Genomic DNA, 16,365 nt, shown 5'->3' with positions numbered 1-16,365 from the left:
TAAGCAACGCATCTTCTCTTTCCTTTTTATCATCTTCGGCTTCACCCTGTATCAATCTATGGCTATAAAGTCTTCCCAAACGACTATACAATGTTCCTAATTTTGGATCGTTACGATCTCTCTGTTCAACTTTAGCAATTAATTCTTTTAAATCTTCTAAAGGCAAAAAATGTTCTGTATCTTCTTCTGAATCCTTAAAAGCAATGGGTTGTGCTTCAAAAAGATTATTTTTCCTAGGAATTTCTAGTAACATTTCCTGAACAAAATGGACAACACCTTTGCGCCAACTCCAGAAATCTAATGCACTTCTTGTAATTTCAAACTCAACCTTTTTTGTCAACCACAAAACAATCGGATAAGGAAAGTGCATTAAACCTTCCCTTCCCCATTGTAAATAGCCCATAAACTTATCAATTTCTGTTCGCTTCCCTCTTTCTGGACTGACAAACATGAGAGTTTCTGAACCCGTTACCATGATTACAGCCGGCTTTTTTTGTTGTAAATATTCTTCATTTTTAATAAGCGTTGCTATCCCTAATCTTAAACTCGGTTCTTCCTGATTTAATCTCATGCGATAAAGTCGAAAATCTGGTGCTAATTCGTCCTCATATCGCTGAATTAATATCTCTCGCAAGCGCAGATCGTCACAAACTGCAATCAAAGGAGTTAAAACTCCTTGACCATTTTCAATCCCGATAATTAACTCCTCGTAACTATCTTGATTTTCTGGTTTTAGTTGTAACTCTGCTGCTAAATTCATGTCAAAAATAGCCCCTTCCGTTTCAAAAGATCGTAAACAATCGGATGTATGTCATACCATTGATCTGCATTGCGATATTCTAAAATATACAAACCATGTAGTAAAGCGCGAAACTTTTCTAACTCTTCGTCATTTTCCGTATTTTGCTGTAACTCTCGATAGGTTTTAACGAGAATATCGTAATGACGTTTACTCAAAGGAGTTGCAAAATCATTCCGAATATCTGTCAGTGCTTTATCTAAAATCTCGGCATTAATTCTAATATCATCTCGGCTTTTATCTCGTCGAATTTCTAATAAGCATTTTGTACAGCAGACACTTGCAATGCGGATTAACTCCCGCAATACTCCGCCACTTTTCAACATAATTGTTTCAACAGCATCGCGATCGATAATCTCTGGATCGATACGTTCATAGAGGATATCAGAAAAGGTTTTCAATGTTTCCCGACGGGGTTCAACTTCTTTCTCTCGATTATTAATATCTGGCTTGGGATATAGCTTTGCAACTGGCATTACATGGATTTGATTGCTTGTTTCTGATTCCAGATGTCTGCGTATATCAATTTCTCGCAACGTCGCAATCGGAATACTAAAAATAATTCTCATTGTGGGCTTAAAGAGCATTTTTACATTGTCGTGAAAAATCTCTCGAACCACTTTTAAATCAATCTTATCTATGTCATCGATAATCACTAAAATCTCTTTACCGATCGCCTGCTGAATAATTGCTGCAATTTCATCCAGTCTTGCTACCAATTCAGTTGTTTTCCGCTCAAATTCTTGTTTTAATTCGCGGCGCATAAAAGCATCCGATTGTAACTTTCCCTTGATAAGATTAAAAAGATTAAAACCAGCCGAAAGTTCCGCTTTCAAAGGAGTTTCTACTTCTGTCTGAGTTTTGGTTGCAAACCATTCATAGAGAGAGAGTTTTGTTGATTCTGCAATATTGATTTGCTGTTGTTCCGCTTCAGCCATCATTTGCACCGCGATCGCAAACAAAATATTGATATGATTAATATCTGACATCTCAATTAAGTCAGAGATGGAAAAGAAAACCACAAAAAAGCGATCGCTCATTCGTTCTGCAAACCGTCCCAACAGCGTAGACTTACCACAGCCTCGATGTCCAGTAAAAATAATCTTATTATTCGTATCAAAACAGTCCTCAACTACCTGTTCCAGTTCCTCAATAACATTGATTGCATAAGGAACATAAAACTTCTCCAACTCCTCCTTTTTCAACAAAGGTAAAAGTTGCAAATTTCGATAGGCTGTACGAAACCGTTCCAATAACTCGGACATCTAACAATCTCCCCAGATAATGATCCTATTTTAGCGCAGAACCATGCCCCGATGCGATCCTCTCAACTCTTGTAATCAATTAAATGCGATCGCAGCATCCCTTTCTAAGATTTTTCCCGAATATTTAGTAGTTTTGACTATTTTCTATTTTAGGATTCTGTATTGCTATTATATCCAAGATATCGATCGCTTCAGTTGGATATTGTCAATTATTACCCTTACTGTTGCAATGACGATCTTTATACTTGAATTGTTGATGAGTCGTTGATGATTTTTCATTGTTCAGATGTCCTAACTTTAATGCGTAGTGCTATAATTAGCCAAGATTGGGGAGTAACTGGGGCAGAAGTTGACCGGGAACTTGAGACAGTGCGAGATTTTGTCCTTCAATTCCTCCTTGTTTATAAAAAGCACGGACGGTGCGAATAATATAATTTAATGCAGTTTGATAATTTTCCGAATCTTGGGCAACATTAATTAATGCTTGTAAGTGAGCTTGTAATGCTGTTTCTAAATGCTGCAATTTTTCCGATTGAGACAGAGAAAACTGCTCTTCCGTTGCCAATTGATAGGAAACTAAACCGAGATTATTATAAGTTCCTAAAAAGTTAAAATTAACCTTGACTGGGGGAATTTGGCGATGGAGATGATGGGCAAGTTGCGTGGCAATTTGATAGGACTCTAATGCTCTTTCTAAATAGTCTTGTTTTTGGGTCACTTCCAAGCCATCTATAGCCGTTAAATGCCAATAAGCCGTGCCTAAATTGTTTTGGGTTGCCGCACAAGCAACCGGGGCATTTTCCCCCGTTCGATAAATCGAACTTTTCTCATAACAATCGATCGCCGATCGCAAATGAGTTTCCCGTTTTTCATGTTGGGATAAATTCCAATATGCAGTACCTAAATTATTTTGAATCATCGCCCAATTGAGGGGATCGCCTTCAGGATCGTAGTGTTTTCCTGCTTCAGTATAAGCCGCGATCGCCGCCTGTAAATTCTCTGGGGGGTTCTCGTGTTGCGCCAAATGCCAATAAGCGGTGCCTAAATTATTTTGGGTTGAACCGTATTTGAGAGCATTATTTTCCGCCGTGCGATAGTACAATGCTTCCTCATAGGCTGCGATGGAATGTCGCAGATTTGCTGCCAAATCTCGATAGCGAGCTAGATCCCCATAAGCCGCCCCTAAATTATTCTGGATCATGGCATAAGTTTGGGGCATAGCGGTGCGATCGCTCAAAGTCGCGATCGCCTCCTGATAGATAAAGAGCGCCTGTTCTAAATCAGCATAAGCCTGTTCTGGACTGTCGGGACGACGCGATCGCAGCCAATAAAAGTTGCCCAAATCATTATAAATTTCCGCCGCAATAGGAAAAGTTTCTTGATACTGTAATGCTTGTTCGTAGGCCTGAATTGCCTCAGTTAACGTAGCGCGATCGGCTTCTCCCTTGGCAATGCGATCGCGATACTGATGGGCAATTTGTAAATAATACTGAGCCATTGTCGCCCGAGAATAAGTTTGCGGCACAGGTTCTCTCTGTTGGGAGGTGGAAGCCCTCTTTTCGGGTACGCTGGCAGAAATAACCGGAGGTGTTTTCGAGGCAACTCGGGGAAATTCTTCCTCATTGCCCGTTAGCGTCCCTTCTGAGGGGGGAATTTTGGCACTGTTAGGGCGATCGCGCAACTCAACTTCAGTACCGCGATCGCCCTTTAAAAGGGCATACTGTGGCGATGTCGGACGATGACCGAGAACCTTCTGTTCCCCTGTAAATTCAAAAATTCCCGTATGCCATTGCCAAAACTCCGGTACAGATTGGCGAATATTATTAAACCAAGGTTTGGACACCCAAAGCAAAAGACTAAATTCGACTTTTTTCAGGTGACGTTCGATCCGTCGTAAGGTGCGAATAAAGAGCTGTTGTACCCTTGCTCCTTGACGGGTTAACTCCTCAATGCCGACAATTTCAAAGGTAGGATGGGGTAGAGAAGGTGTTGTGTGGGGATTTTGTTTGAGAAAAGTGGCGATCGCGGATAGAAAGTTGGGATTATTGACATCTAATGTTAATTTAACCAAAGGAGAAGGGCGAGCCATGTCCCCCGCGTGCAACTGTTGGGAAATGCGATCGCGCAATCCGACATTATCGCAGACCGCAAAAAAGATTTGACGGCGCAAACCGATTTGTAAAGCCTGTTGCAAGCGATGATAGTTAGCCATATTTTTTGAGGTGGAAGATGCAGACATGGACAAATTTATGTTGAGCCTTAAAATTGAGACCTATACTTATTGAGTTACCTTATATTTACTAACTACAATCTTGCTTTTCGCTAATCTGCACGTTTTTGCTTTATTCTTTCCTCAATCCTTGCGATCGCTTTCCTCTGCTGATACGGAAATATTACTCACTCAGTTGCGCGATCGCCTTGTTGAATTGCCCTAGCATATTCAAGAAAAAATAATACCTCTTCGTAATAAAATTTAAAATGATGTTTAAATTCGTAATATTTTAAGACTCTCATGAAATACGCCATTGCTTTTTGGTCTGTTGCGATCGCGATCGCCATTTTCTTATTTCCAGTTTCGGCGATCGCCGGGAGTTCTTCCTTAATTCGCGCTTATGATGATGAGGTAATATCGAGCAAAGATTTTGCCGGTCAAAACCTACAAGAGGCTGAGTTTGCCAGTGCCGATCTAAAATCTGCTGATTTTAGTGATGCCGATTTACGCGGTGCTGTTTTTAATGGCTGTTCTTTGGTTGACGCGAATTTTCACGGTGCGAATTTTGGTAATGGTATCGCCTATCTCAGCAACTTCAAAAATGCAGACCTTACCGATGCTATTTTTACTGAGGCACTCATGTTACGTTCAGTATTCGACAATGCCAAGATCGAGGGAGCCGATTTTAGTTTTGCCATTCTCGATCGCCTGCAACAAAAACAGCTTTGTCAGAGAGCATCAGGGGTTAATTCTAGCACGGGAATTGCGACCAAAGACTCTTTAGGATGTTAAAAAAGTTGAGTAAAAAAAGTTAGGATCGTAGTTCCTACATAATCAACCACCGCTATTCCATCAAAGATGATAATAGCGGTTTTCAGTAAATATTAAACATTAGACCTCTATCGATAGTGCCACCATGTATAGTGTAACACAGATTTATTTTTTGTTACCAAACTCTACTCGTAGCGTTTTATCCGAGCTACACTAGGAGACCGAGTAGAAAATACGGGCTAAAAAATGCAACAGACCCCATCAGTAGTAACCCGTCTTGGTCTAGGGACGGAAACGCTTCCTAGTCTAGGGACTTCGCCAAACCATGCCAATATTCAAGTTATCAAGCGAGACGGCACTACCGCATCCCTTGACGTTTCGAGAATCCGTAAGGTGGTTGAGTGGTCTTGTGCGGGAATGGATGTTAATCCCATCACCCTAGAAGCAGGATTAAAAACGCGACTGCGAAATGGCGTGACGACACGAGAAATTCAAGATAATCTCATCAACTGTGCTTTAGAAATGTGCAGTCCAGATGACCCAGACTGGCGTTATGTAGCGGGGAGGTTACATATTTGGAGTTTGTGGAAGGATACCCTCGTTTCGCGGGGCTATCAATATGGAAATTATGCTCAAACCGTCCAAGCTAATGTTTCTATTCATCGTTATAACGAAAAAATACTCACTTATACTGCCGAAGAATTACAGGAAGCTGGGTCTTGGATTAACCCCGAATGGGATACAGATTATGATTATGCGGGGGCAGTATTATTAACCAAACGTTATTTACTTCCCGATGAATTGCCTCAAGAAGCCCTACTAACCTGTGCCTTATTATTAGCTTCTGTTGAAGTTCCAGAGAAACGTTTGATTTGGGCAAAGCGTTTTTATGAAGCGATCGCGCAACGGAAAATATCTCTGGCTACCCCTATTCTGGCTAATTTAAGAGTTCCCAACGGATCGTTATCCAGTTGTTTTATTGTGGCGATCGAAGACAATTTAGAATCTATTTTTAGGGAAATCACCAATACTGCCAGAATTTCTAAAAATGGGGGGGGTGTTGGGGTCAATGTTTCCCGCATTCGATCGACAGGAAGTTGGGTAATGGGTAAATTTAATGCTTCTGGGGGGGTTATTCCTTGGATTAAATTACTCAATGATACCGCGATCGCCGTTAATCAAGGTGGAAAACGCGCGGGGGCTGTTACAGTAAGTTTAGATATTTGGCATTTAGATATTCCTGAATTCTTGGAAATGCAAACGGAAAATGGCGACCAAAGAAGGAAGGCTTATGATATTTTCGCCCAGTTAGTTGTTTCCGATGAATTTATGCGTCGGGTACAAAATAAAGAGATGTGGAGTCTGGTCGATCCTTATGAAGTGAAAACTAAATTGGGGATTGATTTACCCACTTTATGGGGGAAAGAATTTGAAATCGCTTACGAACAAGTAGAGAAAGCAATAACTACTAATAAACTCGTACTTTATCAGCAAATTAATGCGCGAGAACTGTTTAAAATGGTCATGCGATCGCAAGTTGAAACAGGAATGCCGTATTTGTGGTTTAAAGATACAGCAAATCGCGCCAATCCTAACAAGCATGAAGGTTATATTCCAGGGGGGAATTTATGTCAAGAATCTTGGTCAAATGTGCTACCAGGGAAATTAGCTCACACCTGCAATCTTGACTCTCTCAATTTAGCCAATCTTGAATTGGAAGAACTCCCTGAAATTTGTGAAACAGCAGTACGTTTGCTAGATAATACGATTGAAGTTAGTCATGCACCCTTTCAAGATAGTGCCGATCATAATCAGCATTATCGGACAATTGGAGTCGGTTGTATGGGGTTAGCAGATTGGTTAGCAAAACATCGCCTCTCTTATACGGATTTACCTTCCATTAGTCATCTTTTTGAAGATATTGGTTATTACTGTACTCATGCTTCGATGGAATTGGCAAAAGAACGAGGTGTTTATCCCGCTTTTGAGGGAAGTGAATGGAGTAAAGGTAAATTAATCGGGGCGAAACCTGTAGAATGGTTTGTGGATAATGCCATTCAAAAGGAACGCTGGGTTGAACTTTCTCAAGCTATTAAAAAACACGGTATTCGTAATAGTCATATTACGGCGATCGCCCCTAATACTTCTTCTTCTCTTGTTCAAGGTTGTACTGCTAGCGTTCTACCTACTTACAGTCGTTTCTTTTATGATAAATGGGCAAAAGGTACGGTTCCCATTGCACCTCCTTTTATTAAAGAATACTTCTGGTTTTATTCTGAAAATAAAACCCTAGAACAAACTAAAGTAGTGAAGGCGATCGCCACAATTCAACAATGGATTGACACGGGGATTTCAATGGAATTACTCTTTAATTTGAATCAGGGTGTGTATTTTCCTGATGAACCCGATCGCAGCTTGCAAGCTAAGGATATTTTTGAGACTCTGATGTTAGCATGGCAAGAAGGCTGCAAGGCTATTTATTACATTCGCACTGTGCAAAAAGATGATTTTAAGGAAGCAGATGATACTTGTTCTGCTTGCGCGAATTAAGGAATTAAGATCGAATTAAACTGAATGAACCCCATCAATGTTATATTGATAGGGTTCATTTTGTTTTTTAGAGAATATGAGCCAATTAATGCCCGTTAATCCTATTTTTAATCCTGATGGAGATGACGCGATCGCCAATCGATCTGTCTGGTTTGGCAATATTACGAACCTGATGCAATTAAACGATGTTCGCTATCCTTGGGCTGTTGGATTATATCAACAAATGAGAGAAAATTTCTGGGTCCCGCAGAAATTAGATCTGACTCAAGATATTGTTGATTACTGGAATTTAACACCAGAAGAACAATATGCGTTTGATGGTATTTTATCTTATTTAACGTTTTTGGATTCTGTTCAAACTTGCAATCTTCCTCATATTAAAGCGTCAGTTACTGCCCCAGAAATTAGCCTCTGCATGGCAGAACAAATTTCTCAAGAGGGAATGCACAATCAGAGTTAAATGATAGCTCCTTCAGTCGGAAACGGCTGTCGAAAACGCCTTTAATTGCTGGAAACTCTCTATTACAGGATATAATGGAGACAATCAGCAGCCAAGTAACAAAACCATGAAGCAAATTCCTTCACACCCAGAATATACATTGACAAAAGACGGAGCAGTATTTAATAAAAACGGGAAGCAGTTAAAAGTTAACCGTAAAGGTTCTGTGCGGGTCAGTGTGAATCGAAAAATGAGGCTTTTGTCAGAACTACTGGCAGAGACTTATTTAGAGATGCCAGCCAATCAAAATTACTCAGTCATATATTTAGATGGTGACTGTCAAAATATTGGTTTGGATAATCTGATGTGGGTAGATAAAGATTATTCTCAGATCCAAGATACCTCTATTCTTTTAGATGGTTTGGAATTTCAGCATATCACTTGCATTGAAACTCACCAATACTACATTAGTAGCTCAGGATTGATTTTTAATTTTGCAAAGCAAAAATTTGTAAAAACCTGTTGTGATAGTATTGGTTATAAGAGATTTGCTTACTACTTTTGGGAATCGGATAAATTGGTAAAACGCACCATTGCTGTTCATATCCTAGTTTATCGAATTTTCAAAGGTAATTATGATAATGCGAAATTTGAGATTAATCATATTGATGGGAATAAGATTAACAATCACATTAGCAATCTAGAAGTTGTTGACCATACTGAAAATGTGAATCACGCAGTTAGAAAGGGGTTTAAAGCTACTAAGTACAATCAGAAACATATCGACAAAATAGTTCAGATGTTAAAGTCTGGATATTCTTGGACTGATATTTTCGAGTTGTACTTAAAACCCGAACTAGGCTTGCGTAAAATACAGGCATTTTCTTTTATCAATGGAATTTCTAACAACAAAGATGCGTTTGTGGAAAAATGTAATAATGCTGGTTTTGTTAAAGGTTCAACGACCAAAGCGAAACGCTTGTACACTGTAAGCTAATGGCAGTGGAAACGGGGCGAACCCTACGGGGTTAAGATATGGTCTGCTCTATCCGGTGACGGATAGCTGTGGTTAGTCCACGGGGATGGACTTGCGAACCATCTCGAACACTCAAGTATCAATACATAATTGAAACGATTATTCCAGCAGAAAGACGCAACAATGTTTATGAGTTTTGGCGCAGCGATCGCGTCTTATTAGGTCGCTGTGAATTCATCGCGGGATTGTATCAACAGTACATTGATAATCCTACTCCAGAAAATTATTTTATTGCTTTGATAGCTGATTTTATTTTGGAGGGATTATATTTCTACAATGGCTTTATCTATTTTTTTAATTTAGCATCGAGAATGCTAATGCCTGGAAGTGCGGATATTTTCAAAATGATCAACCGAGATGAGTTAAGTCACGTCCGTTTGTATCAGAAGATTATCCCAGAAGCCATGCAAACTTTTGTCCATTCAACCGATCAAATTTATGAGATGTTTGACGCAGCCGTAAAACATGAATGTCTTTGGACTAATCATATCGTGGGCAATCAAATTTTAGGGATTTCTGAAGCGAGTACGGAACAGTATACGAAATATTTGGCTAATATTCGCCTGCGATCGCTGGGTTTAGATGCTTTATACCAGGATGAAAAATATAAAAAGAGTCCCTATAGCCATTTAGAACGATTTTCTGATACAAAGAAAGAGGCGCATACAAAGGCCAATTTCTTTGAAGCAGGAGTTACAAGTTATGTCATGTCGTCTGGGGTTAGTGGTTGGGATGAAATTTAGGATACAATTTAACTGGTGATATTGTTTCACTAATTTAGGACTTACGCATTAACGGGCAAGATGCACCCGGGCATCTCAGTTTTGTAAAAATAGCGAGCAAGATGCTCGCACTACCCCCATTATGGTTTATTGTAGTGGGAGCGTCTCGCTCCCTAGCTGCGTAAGTCCTATAATTCATCTAATTACCAGAAAAAATTCCCTTACTCTACTATTGTAGAAAAAAGGGAAAGCATTAATGATAATTTGCTCTGATTTTAGTTAATCAATGTCAATATTTTTGGGAGGAGAATCAACATTCGCATCCTTGGCAGTTAAAGGCTGACGAAATTGTTCGTAGAGGCGATCGCGCCAAGTGAAGAAAGGTTCGTAAGTGCTATTATCTCCTAATCCTGGAATGCCCTTGCCTTGAAATTCTTCAGGAATAGCCAAATAGTTGCCCTCGGGAAACTTGATCAGGACACTTAAGGCTGCTACCGTTAAATCTGCTAAAGTTGGCGCATTTCCCACCAAATAAGGACGATTTTGCAAGAGCAAACAGAGTGCCTCTAAATCCTGTTTGAGTCCGGTTTCTGCGTCTTTAACGGCATCTCCTCCCAAACCAATACCCGCCCCCAAGATATCTAACATATCTCCTGGTAGCGCCCCGACAATGGTTTTCAAGAAATCTGGCGTGTTTTTCGGCAAAATTGAAGTGCGGAAGTTTTGGTTCTTATTGAGTGCGCCAATAAAGGCTTTGCGTCCCTTTAAACCAATGGACTCATCCGCCCATTCTTCCATCATTAAACACAATCCTTTCTCTCGAGGATCGCTAGGTAAAATTGGGCGATCGGGGTATTTGCGTTCCAAATAAAAAGCAATTTCCGTAGAATCGCAAATATAGGTTTCTCCATCTTTCAAGACCGGAACCTGGCGCTGTCCGGACTTTTGGAAGAGTTCTAACTGTCCAACTCCTGGAGTAACTTCAATCTTGCGATATTCTAGGCCTTTGTAGTCAAGGATCAGCCTAACTTTCTCGGAGTATTGCGATAACTCGAATTGATATAACTCCAGCATTTTTAGTTAATTGGTAAACAGTAGGTAGAAGGGAATAGGCAAGAGGCAAGAGGGAATAGGCAAGAGCTTAAAAGTTGCTGAATAATCCTGAAACCTGAATTCCTGATTCCATTTTAGCAGAAATCTCGTTGCGGGCTTCTGCTGGCAAAAAGCTATCCCCTGTGAATTCCGAAGCCCCTCATCTATCCGTAGGATAGATGAGGGGTAATTCACCCTATCGCAAATTTGAGAATGAAGAGGGCAGCTAAAACCCACATCCCGATTTTAAGTTCGTGGGATTTCCCTTGGAAGGTTTTGATGAGGGGATAGGCGATCAAACCGGCGGCTAATCCTTCGGCGATCGAGAAACTCAGGGGCATAATCAGGATGGTTAAAAAGGAAGGAATGGACTCTGCGGGGTCATCCCAGCGAATTCTGGCGGCACTTCCCATCATCAGGACTCCGACAATGATTAAGGCGGGGGCTGTGGCAAAGGCGGGAATGGACTGCAAAAAGGGGATAAAGAGAATGGAGAAGGCAAATAAAACAGCAGCAACCACGGCGGTAAAACCACTGCGTCCCCCTTCCGAGACTCCAGATGCGGATTCGATATAGGTGGTGACGGTGGAGGTTCCCAGGACAGCCCCCGCAGTTGTTCCTACGGCATCGGCCATAAATGCCCGGTTTACATTGGGAAATTCTCCTTTTTCGTTGATATACCCGGCTTTCATGCCTAAACCCGTGAGGGTGCCGATGGTATCGAACATATCAACGAAGAAGAAGACAAAAATAACTGAGATTAACTGCCAAAAGTTTACTTTTAGCACTTCTCCTAACCCGACAAAGGCTTGACCGAATAAATGTACGGGTACCGAGGGAACGGCGACAAGACCTTGAGGGGGTGGGGAAATTTGCAAGATCCAGCCTAGGACTGCGGTGGCTAATATCCCCCATAAAAGTGCGCCTTTGATGCGACGGGCGACAAATGCGGCGGTGATGAATAGTCCCGCGATCGCCATTAAGGTATTGGGGTTACTCAAATCTCCTAAACTGGTGGTGGTGACGGGGTGGGTGACGATTAAGCCTGCACCTCCGGTTTCGGGGTTGCCGGATAAGCCGATATAGGCGATAAATAAGCCGATTCCCGCCGCCGTTGCGTGTTTGATACATTCGGGGATGAGGGCGACGATGAGGGCGCGGAGGTTGGTAACGGTGAGGATAATGAAGATAATGCCTTCAATGAAGACGGCGGCTAGGGCGATACGCCAATCAATGCCTAGGGTTAAAACGACGGAAAAGGCGAAGTAAGCATTAATTCCCATGCCAGGGGCGAGGACAAAGGGGTATTTGGCATAGAGTCCCATGACGAGGGTGGCGATCGCGGCGGAAAGTCCTGTGGCGATCGCCAATTCGCCAAATAAATCCCCAGATTCTTGCAGGAAAATGGCGTTGGAGAGAATGCCTGGATTGACCACAAGGATATAGGCCATGGTTACAAAGGTTGTAATTCCGGCGATAATTTCCGTGCGGAGGTTGGTGTTGAGTTCGGCAAAGTTAAAATATTGGGCGATCGCGTTGGTATTCTCTCTAGTTGCAGTTTCTTCTTCTGGGGCGATCGCGTTGTCTTCTGAAGAAGGAATGGGGGGTTTTTCCGTTTCTTGAGTCATAGCCGATGAGTTAAGCGTAAACAGCAAACAGTTTGAGTAAACTGTTAACGGTAATCAAGAATCGGCTCGGGTGTTGTTATGTTAGATACGATTGTTAGTTAATTTTAAATTTCAGAAAGAATTTTTTGCTTAGTTTCGTCAAATTCCGCTTGAGAAATCAGCCCGCGATCGAGCAGTTCTTTCAGTTTAGCCAAACGTTCTACGGGTGTCTCGTTTTTAGAAGCACCTGAAGAAGAAATATTTTCTTGTTCTCCTTCTTGAGATGCTGCTGTTGCCATATCTTGAATTTCTTCATCTTTCATGCGATCGGGATTGAAGTCTTTTTTGGCTTTCTTGACCATGTTTTTATAGAGGTCTTTCATGGTATCTTGGTCAATATTTCCTTCTGTCTCGAAGTAGGCTTTCGCGACATTACCCAAGGCAATTGTGGAAGCAAACATAAAGGGAGCCGAAATAAGACCGCCAAAACCAGGCAGAATAATTTTTGCGGCTGTCGTTGCGATACGACTTCCTACCAGAGAAATACCGACGGTTGCCGAAATTTGTAAAACTAGGTTTAAGGCTGATTCTCGAGTAACATCAACGCCTTTTGCCCGTGCAATACTAATGACCATTCCCACATGAAGGGGAATAACGGCAATAATTTCACTACCTGGAATTGGAATAATGGTTAATGCTGCCGCCGCATAGCTGTATTTTTCAATCAGAGAATTGAGAGAAGAATCATCAGAAATTTTGAACAACTGGTTCAGCAAATCTTGAAGCATGATCGGACTCCTGAAAAAGGATGAATTTAATATCTAGCAAGTTCAAGGCGATCGCCTACTTAATTAATATTATAGCATTCACTTTTATTTTTGTTCTATTTTTTTAGATTCTCTTTCTATTTGTTCTCGTTCGATTGCTTCAAATAAAGCGCGAAAATTACCTTCTCCAAACCCTTCTGCTTGGTAGTGGCGTTCGATAAATTCAAAAAAGAAGGTGGGTCGAGAAAAAATCGGTTTGGTGAAAATTTGCAGTAAAAATGGCATATTTTCTTGCGAGGAAGACTGGCGATCGATTAAGATTTTTTGTTGTTCGAGTAGCGTAAATTCTTGTTCTGATAAAAGTAAATTTTCGGATTGGGAACGAAGTTGTCGATAGTAAGTTAAAGGAACATCTAAAAAGTTTACTCCTGCTGCTCGCAATTTTGCGATTTTGTGTAAGATTTGATGCGTTTTTAAGGCAATATGTTGAACTCCAGAGCCATTATTTTCATTTAAAAACTCTTGGATTTGTGAGTTGATAGAAGTTGGCTCATTAATAGGAATTTTAATGCCACTTTTGGGATGAACCATAACTTGAGAACGCAAGCCCGATCGCTCAGTTTGAATATTAAAAGTTTGTTGACATTCAAAACCAAATACAGCTTTATACCAATTAATTATCTTCTTTAATTGACCTGTTTCTACATTAAAAACAACATGATCGATCGCTTCAAAAAATACAGGATGATGATTTGAGAAACTCGGCTTTTCTCTGGCGGTAAATAAGGTGTGGGTGATGCCAATTTTACTTTGTATTTGACTGCAAAGCCGATCGCCCTGCTTTTGGATAGGAGTCAGAATTGTACCGCCATATTTTTCCACCTTAGTTAATATTGCAGCCAAATTTGCAACCGTAAAGCTAACATCAGCAACACCGGGAGGATGTTGTTTTAAATAGTTAGCAACGGGACTGAACTGAGTGAGAGGAGAAGAGAGGGAAAAAACGATCGCACCACTGCGAATAATTTCCGTCTGAGTATGAGAATTATGCGAAGAGGCGATCGCCATAAATCCCATCACTTTGACAAACCAATCTCGCCATTGTTTTGCATCTTCGACATAGAAACAAATTCGTTCAATTTTCATTAGTTCGACCAAAATAACAAAATGGGATAGGGTTTAGATGGAGAATAAATGCGATCGCAAATAATGGGGAGTATGGGTTTCTGGATCGGGTGGGTTGTCGCAACGTTTTTGGGATTTCTGCTGAGTTTATTGTTTGTGGAAGTGGGGGAAATTCCCGATGTTACCGCAGTATATGGGGCGATCGGTGGGGGAATTATTGGCTTAATGCAGGGTTTGGTCTTATTGCGTCGCGTCGATCGCCTACGAGAATGGATTTTAGTTAATGCGATCGCCGTCGGAATTATGGCCTGGGTGGGGTTGGGGGCGATCGGTTGGGTCGCCCCGAGAACTGATTTTTTAGTCATCCGCTTAACCTATGGGATTGTTTTGGGGGCGATCGCCGGGATCGTTTCGGGGACAATGCAAAGTTTTGTTTTGCGACATACTATCCCTTTCCCCTATTTATGGGCTGTATTGAATAGTGTCTGTTGGGGGTTTAGTTTGGGGGTGGGATGGACGATCGGGGGGATTTTGCGATCGCTAACCCATCTCTATCTTAGCGAGGCGATCGGATTAGGACTCACTTGGATTTGTTCGAGTACAATTATGGGATTTGCACTGACGAGTTTACTCCAATGGCAAAAGCGATTGGAGTAGAAATCATGTACTATTTATTTGGCAATAATGCAGAGTTGCTGCTTTTAAACTAGAGGATCGTTATTTTGTAACCGTTTTGCAGCTAAGGCGATCGCCGGGGGAAAGATATGATGTTCTTGAATTTGAATGCGAGAGTGAAGCGTTTCGGCAGTATCATCGGCTAAAATAGGGACGACAGCCTGCATGAGAATGGGTCCGCTATCGACTTCTAAACAAGCGAGATGGACGGTGCATCCTGTCACCTTGACTCCTGCATCTAAGGCTTGTTCAACGGCTTTAATTCCAGGAAAACTAGGGAGTAAACTGGGGTGAATATTGATGACGCGATCGCGAAAAGCATCGAGTAAAGTCGAGGTGACAATTCGCATCCAGCCTGCCATAATCACCCAATCGGCTTGATATTCTTGTAAGGTTTTAACAATAGCAAAATCTAATGCTTCTCGGCTTTTGTAATGGCGATGGTCCAACAAAACGGCGGGAATTCCAAGATTTTTTGCTCGTTCTGCGGCCTTAGCTTTAGGCTTATTATAAATAATAACTTGAATGCGGGCATTAAGTTTTCCTGCTGCAATAGATTGCGCGATCGCTTCAAAATTACTCCCGCTTCCAGAGGCTAAAACCCCTAAATTCAAGGTTTTTTCAAGTTTAATTTGTTCTGGAAGAAGAGGAGGAGAAATTAAAACAGGAGTATTCTGGAATGTAGGTGCAGTTATTTCTATCATAGGAAATTTAACGAGTTAGATTTGAGCGATCGTGCTATACAAAAAAATATTACGTCCTTTTTTAAGGAAAATTTGTGATTCCCGAATCACGATATCATAAAGAGGATTGATAGAAAAGATGAATATGGGCGATCGCACTCTTCCTTCTCAAAATTTAGGCGGTATACCAAGAGGAATTCCAAGTCAAATTGGAGATAATGAGGATGAGGAGACTCGGCGATCGCTCAGGCGAGAAAACGAATCGGCAATAACTCTGGCCAAGGCAGGCTATAATATGGAATGGAGGTTTAACAAGAAAATGTCTCTTTCATATCAATTAAAAATTTCTACAGCAATTGAACCCTCACAAGTTTTAGAAATAATCTCAAATAAGATAGATTTTGAATGGGTTGAAAAAGAGTTAGAAAATCCAACAATAGTTACTTCTGGAATGATTCTAGGTGTAAACAAAGTTTCAGAAGGAACTAAAAATATCATAGCTGATGCTTTTGGATTTATTCCTCAGATTGATATTTGGTTTCGTTTAAATACCAATGATCCAGAATACAATCAAGCAAGAAAAACTTTGCTTCTATTTATTTTAAATATCCTAGAAAATTTG

General features: G+C 41.0%; 13 protein-coding genes and 3 pseudogenes. 8 read left to right on the top strand and 8 right to left on the bottom strand.

The window, feature by feature from the left end; translation table 11 throughout:
• The 3 genes and pseudogenes from VB714_RS11550 to VB714_RS11540 form a co-directional block, all read right to left on the bottom strand.
• Nucleotides 1-760, bottom strand: a pseudogene (locus tag VB714_RS11550) (tetratricopeptide repeat protein); the annotation flags it as partial.
• Nucleotides 757-2,064 carry a P-loop NTPase fold protein gene (locus tag VB714_RS11545; RefSeq protein WP_323224239.1) on the bottom strand — a complete coding sequence of 436 codons (1,308 nt, stop codon included), beginning with the start codon at nucleotides 2,062-2,064 and terminating at the stop codon, nucleotides 757-759. The pseudogene VB714_RS11550 and the gene VB714_RS11545, both read right to left, overlap by 4 nt.
• A gap of 316 nt (nucleotides 2,065-2,380) precedes the next feature.
• Nucleotides 2,381-4,303 (bottom strand): tetratricopeptide repeat protein, encoded by a 1,923-nt coding sequence (locus VB714_RS11540; RefSeq protein ID WP_323224237.1) that lies wholly within the window; start codon nucleotides 4,301-4,303, stop codon nucleotides 2,381-2,383.
• Between the two features lie 73 nt (nucleotides 4,304-4,376).
• Between VB714_RS11540 and VB714_RS11535 the strand changes: the two genes are divergently transcribed.
• The 6 genes and pseudogenes from VB714_RS11535 to VB714_RS11510 form a co-directional block, all read left to right on the top strand.
• The gene (locus tag VB714_RS11535) at nucleotides 4,377-4,499 is read left to right on the top strand and encodes a hypothetical protein (RefSeq protein WP_323224235.1); all 123 of its coding nucleotides are present in this window, start codon (nucleotides 4,377-4,379) and stop codon (nucleotides 4,497-4,499) included.
• A 77-nt stretch (nucleotides 4,500-4,576) separates the two neighbouring features.
• A complete protein-coding gene (locus tag VB714_RS11530) occupies nucleotides 4,577-5,068 on the top strand; it encodes a pentapeptide repeat-containing protein (protein WP_323224233.1) in 492 nt (163 codons plus the stop codon).
• A 225-nt stretch (nucleotides 5,069-5,293) separates the two neighbouring features.
• Complete coding sequence (locus tag VB714_RS11525; protein WP_323224232.1) at nucleotides 5,294-7,597, top strand: ribonucleoside-diphosphate reductase subunit alpha; 2,304 nt, start codon at nucleotides 5,294-5,296, stop codon at nucleotides 7,595-7,597.
• A gap of 88 nt (nucleotides 7,598-7,685) precedes the next feature.
• Nucleotides 7,686-8,054, top strand: a pseudogene (locus tag VB714_RS11520) (ribonucleotide-diphosphate reductase subunit beta); the annotation flags it as partial.
• Nucleotides 8,055-8,163: 109 nt separating this feature from the next.
• The gene (locus VB714_RS11515; RefSeq protein ID WP_204104998.1) at nucleotides 8,164-9,033 is read left to right on the top strand and encodes an HNH endonuclease signature motif containing protein; all 870 of its coding nucleotides are present in this window, start codon (nucleotides 8,164-8,166) and stop codon (nucleotides 9,031-9,033) included.
• 116 nt (nucleotides 9,034-9,149) lie between these two features.
• A pseudogene (locus VB714_RS11510) lies at nucleotides 9,150-9,815 on the top strand (ribonucleotide-diphosphate reductase subunit beta); the annotation flags it as partial.
• A gap of 258 nt (nucleotides 9,816-10,073) precedes the next feature.
• Here the strand turns inward: VB714_RS11510 and VB714_RS11505 are convergent.
• The 4 genes from VB714_RS11505 to hppD form a co-directional block, all read right to left on the bottom strand.
• Nucleotides 10,074-10,868: a glutathione S-transferase family protein gene (locus tag VB714_RS11505; RefSeq protein WP_323224223.1), complete on the bottom strand. Its 795-nt coding sequence runs from the start codon at nucleotides 10,866-10,868 to the stop codon at nucleotides 10,074-10,076.
• A 209-nt stretch (nucleotides 10,869-11,077) separates the two neighbouring features.
• Nucleotides 11,078-12,514 carry an NCS2 family permease gene (locus VB714_RS11500; protein ID WP_323224221.1) on the bottom strand — a complete coding sequence of 479 codons (1,437 nt, stop codon included), beginning with the start codon at nucleotides 12,512-12,514 and terminating at the stop codon, nucleotides 11,078-11,080.
• 104 nt (nucleotides 12,515-12,618) lie between these two features.
• Complete coding sequence (locus VB714_RS11495) at nucleotides 12,619-13,281, bottom strand: SHOCT domain-containing protein (protein ID WP_323224219.1); 663 nt, start codon at nucleotides 13,279-13,281, stop codon at nucleotides 12,619-12,621.
• Between the two features lie 84 nt (nucleotides 13,282-13,365).
• The gene (hppD, locus tag VB714_RS11490; RefSeq protein WP_323224216.1) at nucleotides 13,366-14,406 is read right to left on the bottom strand and encodes a 4-hydroxyphenylpyruvate dioxygenase; all 1,041 of its coding nucleotides are present in this window, start codon (nucleotides 14,404-14,406) and stop codon (nucleotides 13,366-13,368) included.
• Between the two features lie 48 nt (nucleotides 14,407-14,454).
• Between hppD and VB714_RS11485 the strand changes: the two genes are divergently transcribed.
• Nucleotides 14,455-15,042: a hypothetical protein gene (locus VB714_RS11485; RefSeq protein ID WP_323224215.1), complete on the top strand. Its 588-nt coding sequence runs from the start codon at nucleotides 14,455-14,457 to the stop codon at nucleotides 15,040-15,042.
• Between the two features lie 44 nt (nucleotides 15,043-15,086).
• Here the strand turns inward: VB714_RS11485 and purN are convergent, their stop codons facing one another.
• Nucleotides 15,087-15,764 (bottom strand): phosphoribosylglycinamide formyltransferase, encoded by a 678-nt coding sequence (purN, locus tag VB714_RS11480; protein ID WP_323224213.1) that lies wholly within the window; start codon nucleotides 15,762-15,764, stop codon nucleotides 15,087-15,089.
• 124 nt (nucleotides 15,765-15,888) lie between these two features.
• Here purN and VB714_RS11475 point away from each other — a divergent pair.
• A partial coding sequence (locus VB714_RS11475) for a SitI3 family protein (protein WP_323224211.1) occupies nucleotides 15,889-16,365 on the top strand: 477 nt, incomplete at its 3' end.

It is taken from the genome of Spirulina sp. 06S082, assembly GCF_034932145.1.
Taxonomy (GTDB): domain Bacteria; phylum Cyanobacteriota; class Cyanobacteriia; order Cyanobacteriales; family Spirulinaceae; genus CCY15215.
Note: the sequence above shows the minus strand (reverse complement) of the source record. Positions and strands in the feature narration are given on the sequence as shown.

Coding starts and splice junctions, on each gene's coding strand:
- VB714_RS11515 (WP_204104998.1), top strand. CDS start 8,164: ATGAAGCAAATTCCTTCACACCCAGAATATACATTGACAAAAGACGGA.
- VB714_RS11500 (WP_323224221.1), bottom strand. CDS start 12,514: ATGACTCAAGAAACGGAAAAACCCCCCATTCCTTCTTCAGAAGACAAC.
- VB714_RS11485 (WP_323224215.1), top strand. CDS start 14,455: ATGCGATCGCAAATAATGGGGAGTATGGGTTTCTGGATCGGGTGGGTT.
- VB714_RS11530 (WP_323224233.1), top strand. CDS start 4,577: ATGAAATACGCCATTGCTTTTTGGTCTGTTGCGATCGCGATCGCCATT.
- VB714_RS11505 (WP_323224223.1), bottom strand. CDS start 10,868: ATGCTGGAGTTATATCAATTCGAGTTATCGCAATACTCCGAGAAAGTT.
- VB714_RS11545 (WP_323224239.1), bottom strand. CDS start 2,064: ATGTCCGAGTTATTGGAACGGTTTCGTACAGCCTATCGAAATTTGCAA.
- VB714_RS11540 (WP_323224237.1), bottom strand. CDS start 4,303: ATGTCTGCATCTTCCACCTCAAAAAATATGGCTAACTATCATCGCTTG.
- purN (WP_323224213.1), bottom strand. CDS start 15,764: ATGATAGAAATAACTGCACCTACATTCCAGAATACTCCTGTTTTAATT.
- VB714_RS11495 (WP_323224219.1), bottom strand. CDS start 13,281: ATGCTTCAAGATTTGCTGAACCAGTTGTTCAAAATTTCTGATGATTCT.
- VB714_RS11525 (WP_323224232.1), top strand. CDS start 5,294: ATGCAACAGACCCCATCAGTAGTAACCCGTCTTGGTCTAGGGACGGAA.
- hppD (WP_323224216.1), bottom strand. CDS start 14,406: ATGAAAATTGAACGAATTTGTTTCTATGTCGAAGATGCAAAACAATGG.